This window comes from Streptomyces macrosporus, assembly GCF_039533145.1.
Lineage (GTDB): Bacteria > Actinomycetota > Actinomycetes > Streptomycetales > Streptomycetaceae > Streptomyces > Streptomyces macrosporus.
Window position 1 is genome coordinate 202,996 of record NZ_BAAASZ010000008.1, and the last position, 13,718, is coordinate 216,713.

General features: G+C 73.0%; 13 protein-coding genes. 12 read left to right on the forward strand and 1 reads right to left on the reverse strand.

Translation table 11 applies throughout. The features are described from left to right. Positions 1-263: 263 nt before the first annotated feature. From ABD335_RS06075 to ABD335_RS06125, 11 genes are all read left to right on the forward strand, one after another. A complete protein-coding gene (locus ABD335_RS06075) occupies positions 264-1,175 on the forward strand; it encodes a Rossmann-like and DUF2520 domain-containing protein (RefSeq protein ID WP_344321043.1) in 912 nt (303 codons plus the stop codon). Positions 1,176-1,240: 65 nt separating this feature from the next. After that, the gene (gene panC, locus ABD335_RS06080) at positions 1,241-2,140 is read left to right on the forward strand and encodes a pantoate--beta-alanine ligase (protein WP_344321044.1); all 900 of its coding nucleotides are present in this window, start codon (positions 1,241-1,243) and stop codon (positions 2,138-2,140) included. After that, positions 2,137-3,870: an L-aspartate oxidase gene (locus ABD335_RS06085; RefSeq protein WP_344321045.1), complete on the forward strand. Its 1,734-nt coding sequence runs from the start codon at positions 2,137-2,139 to the stop codon at positions 3,868-3,870. The genes panC and ABD335_RS06085 overlap by 4 nt, the downstream gene beginning before the upstream one ends. Then, positions 3,867-4,931: a carboxylating nicotinate-nucleotide diphosphorylase gene (nadC, locus tag ABD335_RS06090; protein WP_344321046.1), complete on the forward strand. Its 1,065-nt coding sequence runs from the start codon at positions 3,867-3,869 to the stop codon at positions 4,929-4,931. Before ABD335_RS06085 ends, nadC begins: the two co-directional genes overlap by 4 nt. Then, on the forward strand, positions 4,931-5,728 hold the full coding sequence (locus ABD335_RS06095; protein WP_344321047.1) for a type III pantothenate kinase: 798 nt from the start codon (positions 4,931-4,933) through the stop codon (positions 5,726-5,728). Before nadC ends, ABD335_RS06095 begins: the two co-directional genes overlap by 1 nt. 161 nt (positions 5,729-5,889) lie before the next feature. Further along, complete coding sequence (locus ABD335_RS06100; RefSeq protein ID WP_344321048.1) at positions 5,890-7,530, forward strand: COG1361 family protein; 1,641 nt, start codon at positions 5,890-5,892, stop codon at positions 7,528-7,530. Between the two features lie 169 nt (positions 7,531-7,699). Then, positions 7,700-8,209, forward strand: coding sequence for a hypothetical protein (locus ABD335_RS06105; RefSeq protein WP_344321049.1), 510 nt, complete (start codon positions 7,700-7,702; stop codon positions 8,207-8,209). A 118-nt stretch (positions 8,210-8,327) separates the two neighbouring features. Beyond that, a complete protein-coding gene (locus ABD335_RS06110; RefSeq protein WP_344321050.1) occupies positions 8,328-8,516 on the forward strand; it encodes a hypothetical protein in 189 nt (62 codons plus the stop codon). Positions 8,517-8,685: 169 nt separating this feature from the next. After that, a complete protein-coding gene (locus tag ABD335_RS06115) occupies positions 8,686-9,096 on the forward strand; it encodes a BlaI/MecI/CopY family transcriptional regulator (RefSeq protein ID WP_344321051.1) in 411 nt (136 codons plus the stop codon). 9 nt (positions 9,097-9,105) lie between these two features. Beyond that, a complete protein-coding gene (locus ABD335_RS06120) occupies positions 9,106-9,633 on the forward strand; it encodes an amino-acid N-acetyltransferase (RefSeq protein WP_344321052.1) in 528 nt (175 codons plus the stop codon). Between the two features lie 170 nt (positions 9,634-9,803). Next, a complete protein-coding gene (locus ABD335_RS06125) occupies positions 9,804-10,142 on the forward strand; it encodes a histone-like nucleoid-structuring protein Lsr2 (RefSeq protein ID WP_344321053.1) in 339 nt (112 codons plus the stop codon). Here ABD335_RS06125 and ABD335_RS06130 read toward each other — a convergent pair. Further along, positions 10,121-10,603 (reverse strand): SCO3374 family protein, encoded by a 483-nt coding sequence (locus ABD335_RS06130; protein WP_425583553.1) that lies wholly within the window; start codon positions 10,601-10,603, stop codon positions 10,121-10,123. The two genes, ABD335_RS06125 and ABD335_RS06130, sit on opposite strands and share 22 nt — an antisense overlap. A gap of 505 nt (positions 10,604-11,108) precedes the next feature. Here ABD335_RS06130 and ABD335_RS06135 point away from each other — a divergent pair. Beyond that, complete coding sequence (locus ABD335_RS06135) at positions 11,109-13,634, forward strand: ATP-dependent Clp protease ATP-binding subunit (protein WP_344321054.1); 2,526 nt, start codon at positions 11,109-11,111, stop codon at positions 13,632-13,634. Positions 13,635-13,718 lie beyond the last annotated feature (84 nt).

Consider the following 13,718-nt stretch of genomic DNA (forward strand, 5'->3'; position numbering starts at 1 on the left):
CGCGCCCCGGTGCCGGTCCGGCACCGCGAGTCCTGACGGCGGACCTCCGAGAGGTCCGCCGGCGGCCGCCCGGAGGACCGGTGCCGCCCGCCGCCCGAGCCGCCTTCCGTCCGTCTCCCGGCCCGCCTCCCGCCCGGCCGCCGTCCCACCGTGCGGACCGGCGGTCCGCGGCGTCCGCGTAGCATGGCAACAATCGTCCGGTACCGATGCCCCGACCACCCGCCCGGGGAACCCCACGGACTGGAACGGAAGGCCCAGCTCACGTGAACGAACACCCCTCCGGCGCCGCCGTGGACCGTCCCGCGCGCCTGTCCGTCGGCGTCGTCGGCGCGGGGCGCGTCGGCCCCGCCCTGGCCGCCGCGCTGAAGCTCGCCGGGCACCGCCCGGTGGCCGCCTCCGGCGTCTCCGACGCCTCCCGCCGCCGGGCCGAGGCCCTGCTGCCGGGGGTGCCGCTGATGGAGCCCGCCGAGGTGCTGGCCCGCGCCGACCTCGTGCTGCTCACCGTCCCCGACGACGTCCTGCCCGGCCTGGTCGCCGGACTGGCCGCGACCGGCTCCGTACGCCCCGGTCAGCTCATGGCGCACGCCTCCGGACGCTACGGGACCGCCGTCCTGGCCCCGGCGACGCGGGCCGGCGCCCTGCCGCTGGCGCTCCACCCGGTGATGACGTTCACCGGCACCCCTGTGGACGTGGAGCGGCTGGCGGGCTGCTCGTTCGGGGTCACCGCGCCCGAGGAGCTGCGACTGGCCGCCGAGGCGCTGGTCATCGAGATGGGCGGGGAGCCGGAGTGGATCGCCGAGGAGGCCCGCCCGCTCTACCACGCGGCCCTGGCCATCGGCGCCAACCACCTGGTCACCCTGGTCGCGCAGGCCATGGAGCTGCTGCGCGCGGCCGGGGTCGCCGCGCCGGACCGGATGCTCGGGCCGCTGCTCGGCGCGGCCCTGGACAACGCCCTGCGCTCCGGCGACGCCGCGCTGACCGGCCCGGTCGCCCGGGGCGACGCCGGCACGGTCGCCGCCCACGTCGCCGAGCTGCGCCGCCACGCGCCGCAGGCGGTGGCGGGCTACCTGGCCATGGCCCGCACGACCGCGGACCGCGCCCTGGCGAACGGCCTGCTCAAGCCGGAGCTGGCCGAGGACCTGCTGGAGGTCCTCTCGGACGGGGGCGCCCCGTGACCGTTCCGGGCGCTCCGACCACCGGGACCGAGAGCGGTCCGACCGCCGAACGAAGGAGCCGAACCGTGTCCGTGCCCGTGCTGCGCACCGCCGCCGAGCTGCGCGCCCTGCCGCGCCGCGGCCGGCGGGCGGTGGTGATGACCATGGGCGCCCTGCACGAGGGCCACGCCGGCCTGGTCCGGGCCGCCCGCGAGCGGGTCGGGCCCGAGGGTCAGGTGGTGGTCACCGTCTTCGTCAACCCGCTGCAGTTCGGCGCGGGCGAGGACCTGGACCGCTACCCGCGCACCCTGGACGCCGACCTGGTGGTGGCCGCCGAGGCGGGCGCCGACGCCGTCTTCGCGCCGCCGGTGGCGGAGGTCTACCCCGGCGGCGAGCCCGAGGTGCGGGTGACCGCGGGCCCGATGGGCGAGCGGCTGGAGGGCGCCTCGCGGCCCGGCCACTTCGACGGCGTGCTCACCGTCGTCGCCAAGTTCCTCCACCTCACCGCCCCCGACGTGGCGCTCTTCGGCGAGAAGGACGCACAGCAGCTCGCCGTGATCACGCGCATGGTCCGCGACCTGAACTTCCCCGTGGAGATCGTCGGCGTGCCCACCGTGCGCGAGACCGACGGGCTGGCCCTCTCCAGCCGCAACCGCTACCTGTCGCCGGAGGAGCGCACCACGGCCCTGGCCCTCTCCCGCGCCCTGTTCGCCGGGCGCGACGCCGCCGCGCGCGGGGACGGACCGGCCGACCCGGAGGAGATCCGCGCCGCGGCCCGCGCCGTCCTGGCGGAGGCCGAGAAGGCGGACCCGCCGCTGACCGTCGACTACCTGGCCCTGGTGGACCCGTCCGACTTCACCGAGGTCCCCGCGGAGCCCGGCGCCCACACGGGCGAGGCCGTCCTCGCGGTGGCGGCCCGGGTGGGCACCACACGGCTGATCGACAACGTGCGCCTGCGCCTGGGCGGGACGGAGGAGGCCCGGTGAGCGCGGACGCGACCGGCACGGCCGGCGGTGCGACGGGCCTGCGCCTGGCGGGGCCGCGCCCCGGCTGGGTGATCGAGGCGGACGTGGTGGTGGTCGGCTCCGGCGTGGCCGGGCTGACGGCCGCCCTGCGCTGCGCCGCCGCCGGACGGAGGACGGTGATCGTCACCAAGGCCCGGCTGGACGCCGGCTCCACGCGCTGGGCGCAGGGCGGGATAGCCGCCGCGCTGGGCCGGGGCGACACCCCCGAGCAGCACCTGGTCGACACCCTCGTCGCGGGCGCCGACCTGTGCGACGAGACCGCGGTGCGGACGCTGGTCACCGAGGGCCCCGGCGCGGTGCGGCGGCTGATCGAGGCCGGCGCGCGGTTCGACACCTCCCCCGAGACGGGCGAGATCGAGCTGACCCGCGAGGGCGGCCACCACCGCCGGCGCATCGCCCACGCGGGCGGCGACGCGACCGGTGCGGAGATCAGCCGGGCGCTGGTGACGGCCGTGCGGGACGCCGGTCTGGAGACCGTGGAGAACGCGCTCGTCCTGGACCTGCTCAAGGACGCCGACGGGCGCGCCGCGGGCGTCTCCCTCCACGTCATGGGGGAGGGGCGGCACGACGGCGTGGGCGCGGTCCACGCCCCGGCGGTGGTGCTGGCCACCGGCGGCATGGGGCAGGTGTTCTCCGCGACCACCAACCCGGCCGTCTCCACCGGCGACGGCGTCGCGCTGGCGCTGCGGGCCGGCGCGGAGGTCTCCGACCTGGAGTTCGTCCAGTTCCACCCGACCGTGCTCTACCTGGGCGCCGGCAGCGAGGGCCAGCAGCCGCTGGTGTCGGAGGCCGTGCGCGGCGAGGGCGCGCACCTGGTCGACGCCGACGGCGTGCGCTTCATGGTGGGGCACCACGAACTGGCCGAGCTGGCACCGCGCGACATCGTCGCCAAGGCCATCACGCGGCGGATGCGGGAGCAGGGCACGGACCACATGTACCTGGACGCGCGGCACTTCGGGGCGCGGATGTGGAAGGAGCGTTTTCCCACCATCCTCGCCGCCTGCCGCGCCCACGGCATCGACCCGGTCACCGAGCCGATACCGGTCGCGCCCGCCGCGCACTACGCGTCCGGCGGCGTCCGCACCGACCTGGCGGGCCGCACCACCGTGCCGGGCCTGTACGCGTGCGGCGAGGTCGCCTGCACCGGCGTGCACGGCGCCAACCGGCTGGCCTCCAACTCCCTGCTGGAGGGCCTGGTCTTCGCCGAGCGGATCGCCGACGACATCGTCCGCGCCCCCGTGCGCACCCCCGTCCCCGTCGTCCCCGACGAGGAGCGGACCGTCCCGCCGCTGCCGCCCGAGGCGCGGTACGCGATCCAGCGGACCATGACCGCGGGCGCCGGGGTGCTGCGCTCCGCCGAGAGCCTGGCCCGGGCCGCGAGCGAGCTGGAGGCGCTGGCCGCCGGCCCCTCCGACGCGTCCGGCGCCCCCGGCAAGCCGGCCGAACCCGGCGTCGAGAGCTGGGAGACGGCCAACCTCCACCTCGTCGCCCGCGTCCTGGTCGCCGCCGCCCGGCGCCGCACGGAGACCCGCGGCTGCCACTGGCGCGAGGACCACCCCGACCGCGACGACGCGTCCTGGCGTCGACATCTGGTCGTCGCCCTGCGCCCCACCGCCGAGGGCTCTACCCTCGTCGTCCGTACGACCGACTCGACCGCCTTCCCGCCGGTCGCCCCCGAGGAGACACCGTGACCAGCCCCACGCCCAACGAACTGCCGCTGCTCCAGATCGGTTTCGGCCGCCCAGGCGAGGCGGTGAGCGGCACCGCGGGAGGCTGCGGGGACGCCTGCGGCTGCGGGGGAGGCGCGGAGGACGAGTTCGAACTGGACCCGCTGGAGTGCGGGTTGGACCCGGACCTGGCCGAACTGCTGGCGGACGCGGGCCTGGACCCGGTACAGGTCGAGGACATCGCCCACATGGCGATCGAGGAGGACCTCGACCACGGCGTGGACGTCACCACCGTCGCGACCATCCCCGAGGACGCCGTCGCCACCGGCGACTTCACCGCCCGCGAGGCCGGCACCGTCGCCGGGCTGCGGATCGCCGAGGCGGTCCTGTCGGTGGTGTGCACCGAGGAGTTCGAGGTCGAGCGGCACGTCGAGGACGGCGACCGCGTGAGCCCGGGCCAGAAGCTGCTGTCGGTGCGCACCCGCACCCGCGACCTGCTCACCGCCGAGCGCAGCGCCCTCAACCTGCTGTGCCGGCTGTCCGGCATCGCCACCGCCACCCGGACCTGGGCCGACGCCTTGGAGGGCACGGGCGCGAAGGTCCGCGACACCCGCAAGACGACCCCGGGCCTGCGCGCCCTGGAGAAGTACGCGGTGCGCTGCGGCGGCGGCGTCAACCACCGGATGTCGCTGTCGGACGCCGCGCTGATCAAGGACAACCACGTGATCGCGGCGGGCGGCGTGGCCGAGGCGTTCCGACGGGTCCGCGAGGAGTTCCCCGGCGTGCCGATCGAGGTGGAGGTGGACCGGCTGGACCAGATCGAGCCCGTCCTCGCCGAGGGCGCCGACCTGATCCTGCTGGACAACTTCACCCCCGAGGAGACCGCCGAGGCGGTGCGGCTGGTGGCGGGCCGGGCCCGGCTGGAGTCCTCCGGCCGCCTCACCCTCGCGAACGCCCGCGCCTACGCGGCCACCGGCGTGGACTACCTGGCGGTGGGCTCCCTCACCCACTCCTCCCCGATCCTCGACATCGGCCTGGACCTGCGCGACGAGTCCCGGGACGGGACGCGGGAGGAGGGCGCCTGATGCTGCTCACGATCGACGTCGGCAACACGCACACCGTGCTCGGCCTGTTCGACGACGAGGAGATCGTCGAGCACTGGCGGATCTCCACCGACGCCCGCCGCACCGCCGACGAGTGGGCCGTCCTGCTCCAGGGCCTGATGGGGATGCACCCGCTGCTCGGCGAGGAACTGGGCGACGGCATCGACGGCATCGCCATCTGCTCCACCGTCCCCTCCGTCCTCCACGAGCTGCGCGAGGTGACGCGCCGGCACTACGGCGACATCCCGTCCGTCCTCGTCGAGCCGGGCGTCAAGACCGGGGTGCCCATCCTGATGGACAACCCCAAGGAGGTCGGCGCGGACCGGATCATCAACGCGGTGGCGGCGGTCGAGCTGTACGGCGGCCCGAGCATCGTCGTGGACTTCGGCACGGCCACCACCTTCGACGCCGTCTCCGCCCGCGGCGAGTACACCGGCGGCGTCATCGCCCCGGGCATCGAGATCTCCGTGGAGGCGCTCGGCGTGCGCGGGGCGCAGCTCCGCAAGATCGAACTGGCCCGTCCGCGCAGCGTCATCGGGAAGAACACCGTCGAGGCGATGCAGGCCGGCATCCTCTACGGCTTCGCCGGACAGGTGGACGGCGTGGTGGAGCGGATGGCCCGCGAACTGGCCGACGACCCGAACGACGTGACCGTCATCGCGACCGGCGGCCTGGCCCCCATGGTGCTGGGCGAGGCGTCCGCCATCGACGAACACGAGCCGTGGCTGACCCTGATCGGTCTGCGGCTGGTCTATGAACGGAACATGTCGCGGAATTAGGGCGGGGTTTCACTCGCCGCAACCTTTCGGCCGACTCGGCAGTCCTGTGAACGACGGACGTCAGGACGCGCGGAACGCGCGATGACACACAGGGAGCGGTCGGCGTGCGAAGAGTGCCGGAGCACGGACGAGACGGACGTACCGGAGCACGTGCCACAGCGGTGACGGGACTGGCGACGGCCGCGGCGATCGGGATGGTCGCGGCGGCCGTGGGGCCGGCGCCGGCGGCGTCGGCGCAGGACGAGCCGACGCGGTCGTGGGCGGTGATCGACGCCCCGAGCCGGATCGAACTCCCCACCCCCTCCGAGGGCGGCGGCCCGGTCGCCCCGTACGCCGGCTACGGCTTCCACGACGGCGGCCACACCTTCCCGTGGCCGAAGAACGTGAGGTTCGTCATCGACGCCGGCGGCCTGGCGGGCGTGGCGACGATCAAGGCCAACCACGAGGACTGCACGGCCGAGGGCGCGGTCGTCACCTGCGTGGACGACGGCAACCTCCACGCCCCCTGGGAGCCGTTCACGCTCACCGCCGCGCCCGACGCCGAGCCCGGCGCGCGGGGCACCCTCCGCTACGAGGTGACGGCCGACGACGCGACCGGCGACACCGCCGCCTCCGAGGTCGTCGTCGGCGCGCCGAAACTCGTCGTCGGCGCCCTTCCCGACCACGCGGGGCTCGAGCCCGGCGACACGGTCGAACTGCCCCTGACCGTGCGGAACACCGGCACGCTGCCCACCGAGCGGATCGACCTGCGGCTGCGGGGCGTGCCCGGTCTGCGGTTCGCCTCCCGGCCGGAGAACTGCCGCTTCACCCCCGAGGACGCCTACGACGGCCCGGGGGTCCACTGCGCCGTCGAGCACGCGCTGGCGCCCGGCGAGGCGGCGACGCTGGACAGGCCGCTGACGGTGGAGACGACCGAGGAGGCGATGGCCACCTGGATCGACTACTCGGTCTCGGCCGTCCCCGCCGACGGCGAGAAGGACCCGAACGGCACCCCGGGCACCGACGCGCCCCTGGGCCTGAAGCCCGCCACGGGCGGCGACTTCGAGGAGGGCGACTCGGGCAGCGTCGACATCCTCGTCGACAACCACGCGGACTTCGCCGTGCGCGGCGGCGAGATCGTCCGTGCCAAGGGCGACGCCGGCCGGGGATCGCTCTCCTTCGGCCTGGTCAACGACGGCCCCGCCGCGGCCTGGCGCAAGGACCGCGAGCCGCTGTTGTACGTCGACGTCACGCTGCCCGAGGGCGTCACCGCCGTGAGCAACGTGATCGACGAGGAGCCGGACGACGACGCCTCCGGCGAGTGCCTGGTGTACGTGGACGAGAACCGGACCCGGCGGTTCGAGCCGGGCCACCGGCGCTACCTGTGCCCCGAGGCGCCGACCGAGAGTCCGGGCGGCGGCCAGACGTACCGGCTGGGCGTGAAGATCGCCGAGGGGGCCGAGCGGGCCGGCAACGAGGGCACGGTACGGATCGTGCCGGGGCCGGGGGAGTTCTCCGTCAACGACCCGGACCCGGAGAACGACACCGCGAGGATCACGTTCGCGGACGCCCCGGGCGGCGGCCCCTCCGCCTCGCCCTCCCCGTCGAAGCCCGCCGGCGGCACGGACGGCGGGAGCGACGGCGGCGGTGACGGCGGCAGCGGTGGGGACAAGGGCGCCGGCGACACCGGCGGCACCGGCACCCCCGACGGCTCCCTGGCCTCCACGGGCGCGCCCGGCACGGGCCTGATCGCCGCCGTGGCCGCCGCACTGGCGGCGGGAGGCGCGGCGGTCCTCCTCGCGGTGCGCCGACGCCGCTCCTGAGGACGCCCACGAGGACGCCCACGAGGACGTTCGCGAGGGACGACCACGAGGGACGTCCCCGCCCCGGTACGGGGGACCGGGGCGGGGACACGGCCGGACGATGGAACGATCACACCGGTATGTGCCTTAGTGTCCGCATATGCCCACTCCCTACGGTTCCCGAGGAGGCATGGCCTTCAGCGCCGACGAGCTGCGCGTGCTCCGACGCGCTCTCGCCGTCGCCCTCCGGTCGGCCCTCGCTCCGTCCCCGCCGTCCCTGCCCACGCCGCCGCCCGCCAGGAGGCACCGGGCGCGGGAGGCGGGGGAGTACCGGTGGCTGGCCGAGGCCGTGGACGAGGCCCGCCACGAGGCCGAGCGGCTGCGGGCCTTCCTGACGGCCGACCTCGCCCGCCACCGCGCCGCGCTGCCGGGCGCCGAGTCCCGCTACCTCGCGCTGCTGGAGGAGGCCCTCGCGGCGGGCTGCCGGCCGTGCGGGGAGGACGTGGCGGCCCTGCGGGGGCTGTGCGCCCGGCCGGTCCACGAGGCGGAGGCGCGGCGCCGCGCCGGGCTGCTGCGGTGCTGCGAGCGGTCGGTCGGAGCGCCGGAGGAGCGCGCCGCCCGCGACGCGGTCCCCACCCCGGCGGACGTCTTCCCGCCCCGCAGCCCCGCGCCGCCACCCCGGCAGGCCCTGCCGGCCTGACCCCGGTCCGGGCCGGGCGCGGGCCCCGGTGTCGGGGGGCGGGCCGCGCGGGGCCGGCGGAGGCCGCCGGTTACGCTGGGAGTCCCGGCAGGGACCGGCAAGGAGGAGGCTGACCGGCATGGAGTACATCGCCGCACTCACCCCGTCCGTGGTGATGGCCGTGGCCTTCACCGCGGTCATCGTGACGATCGTCAAGAACCAGGGCGGCGCCAACAAGGCCAAGGAGGACGCCGCGGTGGACGCGCTCGCGGCCCGGACCGAGGCCGCTCGGCGCCCGTCGGACTCGGACGGCGGGGAGCGCGCGTAACGGCGGCCCGACGCGGCGGCGAGGGCGCCGAGAGCACGCCGAGCACGCCAGGAACGCCGAAGGGCGTGGGGTGCGGGAGGTTCGTCTCCCGCGCCCCACGCCCTTCGTCATGCCCGGATGATCAAAACAAAACAGTCAATGCGGTGCATATGCGGCTATTGTTCTTGGTGTGCCTCGGCCACTGGGAGAGTTGGAAGACGCGGTGATGACGCGGGTATGGCGGTGGAACCGCCCGGTCACCGTGCGGGAAGTCCTCGACGACCTTCGCCGGGAACGGCCGATCGCATACACCACCGTCATGACGGTAATGGACAACCTGAGGGAGAAGGGCTGGGTACGGCGCGAGCGAGAAGGCCGGGCCTATCGATATGAAGCGGTCTCCACACGGGCCGCCTACTCCGCCGCCCTGATGAACGAGGCATGGGCCGCGAGCGACAACCCGGCCGCGGCGCTTGTGGCCTTCTTCGGCATGATGTCGCCGGAACAGGAGGAAGCCTTGCGGGACGCCTTGCGCGTCGTGCAACCCGAAGGCGTCCATCTCGACGCCCCCGAGGAGAACGACGGGGCTTCGGAGCGATAGCGTCCGAACATGCCAGAAGCTCTAAGCCCTGTAAGCGAGGTCACCGTCCGTCGGGCGAGAACCGGTGATGTGCGCGCCATCCGCCGTCTCATCGACACCTACGCGCGCGACCGCATCCTGCTCGACAAAGCGACGGTGACCCTTTACGAGGACATCCAGGAGTTCTGGGTGGCGGAACGCGACCGCGACGGCGAGGTGGTCGCCTGCGGCGCGCTCCACGTGATGTGGGAGGACCTGGCGGAGGTCCGCACGCTCGCGGTGGATCCCGCGATCAAGGGCGCCGGCGTGGGGCACCTGGTACTGGAGAAGCTGCTGGAGACCGCGCGCCGGCTCGGTGTGAGGCGCATTTTCTGCCTCACCTTCGAAGTGGACTTCTTCGCCCGCCACGGCTTCACCGAGATCGGTGAGACCCCGGTCGACGGGGATGTCTACAGCGAGCTGCTGCGTTCCTATGACGAGGGCGTGGCCGAGTTCCTGGGTCTCGAACGAGTGAAACCCAACACCTTGGGCAACACACGGATGCTCCTGCACCTATGAGCCCCGGCGGCCGTGAACCCTATGTCCGAAAGATCCCTCCAATCCAGCCGCTCTCCCCGGGGAAGTTCGCGGAGGGTTTGTGTTTTCCCGGGAAAAGCGGTTTGCTTTCGTCGTCAGTATCAGTAATCGGTTTTCGAGGACTGACCGCACACGACGAATGGGAGTAACCGGTGGCGCAGAAGGTTCAGGTCCTTCTTGTCGATGACATCGACGGCGGCGAGGCGGACGAGACCGTGACGTTCGCTCTCGACGGCAAGACCTACGAGATCGACCTCACCACCGCCAACGCGGACAAGCTCCGCAGCCTGCTCGAGCCGTACGTCAAGAACGGCCGTCGCACCGGTGGCCGTTCGGCTCGCGGCAAGGCGGCCCGCCCGTCCTCCGGCGGCGGTGGCAGCCAGGACACCGCGAAGATCCGCGCCTGGGCGAAGGAGAACGGCTACGAGGTCAACGACCGGGGTCGTGTTCCCGCGAACATCCGCGAGGCCTACGAGAAGGCGAACGGCTGAGTCGCGCGGACGAGCCGCGCGCGGTGGCACTCCGTCGCCGCCGCGCTCACCAGACCGACGAGATCCGCTTCGCAGCCCTGCCCGGGAGGCCGCAACCACACGGCGGCCTCCCAAGGGTCGCAGGCGGCCAGGACGGTCAGATCCAGAGCGATCCCGCCCCACTCCAGCCACTCCAGCAGCCCCGGCACCTCCTCCGCGCTCCCCGGCGGGAGGAGGAACCGCGTCCGCCCCGCGGCGGGCATCCGGGCGACCGCGCCCGTGCGGAGCCCGCGCCGCCGCAGCAGCGCCCGTCCGACGGCCTCCGGCACCTCCAGCGCGTCCGGGGCGTCCACGGGCTCCGCGGCAGGACCCGGGAGGCCGCCGAGGCTCCAGGGGGAGGTGGGGTTCCGGGGGCGCCGGAAGTCGACATCGCGCGGCCGGATCCGGAACAAACCGGGCGCCGCGCCTGTTGAGTACGCCATGTAGGGAGCAACTGCCGAGCCCCGTGCCGGTTACGTCCCGTCGTCCCCCACTACTCCGAGTGCCGCGGAAGCGGTGTGGAGTGGGTGTGGCGCATCACGCAAGAGTGTTCGCCCTTAGCGGATGCACCCGCCCTGCCCCGCATGGACTGTCAGTCTCCCGGGGTAAGAAGTTCGTGGAGAAATCCCACGTGGAACGGGGGTGCGGCACCGGCGATGGAGCGGTGGACGGACGTGTGGGCCTGATAGGCGTTCGCCGTCGGCGTAGTGGATGCAGGCGGATATGTCTGGCCTGCGGGAACATCGTCTCGCACCATCGGGTTGGAACTGTTGTCGGCTGTTCGGGACGAAGGCGGGAGTCAACGGCACTCCTTCCCGTCGACGCGGGGGCGATCCGGACGGGTGTCGGCAGTTGGAATGAGCGGTCCCCGCTTGCGGGACTAAGCTGCGGAAGGACAGGGAGGGGAACGCCCCCTTACTGCCTGACCGCTCTGAGGAGCGATTAACGATGTTCGAGAGGTTCACCGACCGCGCGCGGCGGGTTGTCGTCCTGGCTCAGGAAGAAGCCCGGATGCTCAACCACAACTACATCGGCACCGAGCACATCCTCCTGGGCCTGATCCACGAGGGTGAGGGTGTCGCCGCTAAGGCCCTGGAGAGCCTCGGGATTTCGCTCGAGGCGGTCCGCCAGCAGGTGGAGGAGATCATCGGCCAGGGCCAGCAGGCCCCGTCCGGCCACATCCCCTTCACCCCCCGTGCCAAGAAGGTGCTGGAGCTGTCGCTCCGCGAAGCCCTTCAGCTCGGCCACAACTACATCGGTACGGAGCACATCCTGCTCGGCCTGATCCGCGAGGGCGAGGGCGTCGCCGCCCAGGTCCTCGTGAAGCTGGGCGCCGACCTGAACCGGGTGCGGCAGCAGGTCATCCAGCTGCTGTCCGGCTACTCCGGGGGCAAGGAGGCCGCCACCGCCGGCGGTCCGGCCGAGGGCACGCCCTCGACCTCCCTGGTGCTGGACCAGTTCGGCCGCAACCTGACCCAGGCCGCTCGCGAATCCAAGCTCGACCCGGTCATCGGGCGCGAGAAGGAGATCGAGCGGGTCATGCAGGTGCTGTCCCGCCGTACCAAGAACAACCCGGTGCTCATCGGCGAGCCCGGCGTCGGCAAGACCGCCGTCGTCGAGGGTCTGGCCCAGGCCATCGTCAAGGGCGAGGTGCCCGAGACCCTCAAGGACAAGCACCTCTACACCCTGGACCTCGGCGCCCTGGTCGCCGGCTCCCGCTACCGCGGTGACTTCGAGGAGCGCCTGAAGAAGGTGCTCAAGGAGATCCGCACCCGCGGCGACATCATCCTGTTCATCGACGAGCTCCACACCCTGGTGGGTGCGGGCGCCGCCGAGGGCGCGATCGACGCCGCCAGCATCCTCAAGCCGATGCTGGCCCGCGGCGAGCTGCAGACCATCGGCGCGACGACGCTCGACGAGTACCGCAAGCACCTGGAGAAGGACGCGGCCCTGGAGCGCCGCTTCCAGCCCATCCAGGTCGCCGAGCCGTCGCTGCCGCACACCATCGAGATCCTCAAGGGTCTGCGGGACCGCTACGAGGCGCACCACCGCGTGTCCATCACGGACGCCGCCCTGGTGGCCGCCGCGACCCTGGCCGACCGCTACATCTCGGACCGCTTCCTGCCGGACAAGGCGATCGACCTGATCGACGAGGCCGGCTCCAGGATGCGCATCCGCCGGATGACCGCCCCGCCGGACCTGCGCGAGTTCGACGAGAAGATCGCCGCCGTCCGCCGGGACAAGGAGTCCGCGATCGACGCGCAGGACTTCGAGAAGGCGGCCTCCCTCCGCGACACCGAGAAGCAGCTCCTGGCTGCCAAGGCCAAGCGGGAGAAGGAGTGGAAGGCCGGCGACATGGACGTCGTCGCCGAGGTGGACGAGGAGCTGATCGCCGAGGTCCTGGCCACGGCCACGGGCATCCCGGTGTTCAAGCTCACCGAGGAGGAGTCCTCGCGCCTGCTCCGCATGGAGGACGAGCTGCACAAGCGCGTCATCGGGCAGGAGGACGCCATCAAGGCGCTGTCCCAGGCCATCCGCCGTACGCGGGCCGGTCTGAAGGACCCCAAGCGTCCCGGTGGCTCGTTCATCTTCGCCGGCCCGTCGGGCGTCGGCAAGACCGAGCTGTCCAAGACGCTGGCGGAGTTCCTCTTCGGTGACGAGGACGCGCTGATCTCCCTCGACATGTCGGAGTTCAGCGAGAAGCACACCGTCTCGCGGCTGTTCGGCTCGCCCCCCGGCTACGTCGGGTACGAGGAGGGCGGTCAGCTCACGGAGAAGGTGCGCCGCAAGCCGTTCTCGGTCGTCCTGTTCGACGAGGTCGAGAAGGCCCACCCGGACATCTTCAACTCGCTGCTGCAGATCCTGGAGGACGGTCGCCTGACCGACTCCCAGGGCCGGGTCGTGGACTTCAAGAACACCGTCATCATCATGACGACCAACCTCGGCACCCGGGACATCTCCAAGGGCTTCAACCTGGGCTTCGCCGCCCAGGGCGACGTCAAGACCGGCTACGAGCGGATGAAGGCGAAGGTCAACGAAGAGCTCAAGCAGCACTTCCGGCCCGAGTTCCTCAACCGTGTGGACGACACCGTGGTCTTCCACCAGCTCTCCGAGGAAGACATCATCCAGATCGTCGACCTCATGATCGGCAAGGTGGACGAGCGGCTGAAGGACCGTGACATGGGCATCGAGCTCAGCACGGAGGCCAAGAAGCTGCTCGCGAAGAAGGGCTACGACCCGGTTCTGGGCGCCCGGCCGCTGCGCCGGACGATCCAGCGGGAGATCGAGGACGTGCTCTCGGAGAAGATCCTCTTCGGCGAGCTGCGCCCCGGTCACATCGTGGTCGTCGACACCGAGGGCGAGGGCGAGGAGAAGAAGTTCACCTTCCGCGGCGAGGAGAAGTCGGCCCTGCCGGACGCCCCTCCGGTGGAGTCGGCGGCGGGCGGCGGCCCCAACCTCTCCAAGGACGTGTGATCCGCTGATCCGCGCTCGCCGGTGGGCGAGAGCCGAGCCACGTGACGCGGCCCGGGACCGTACGACGGTCCCGGGCCGCGCCCT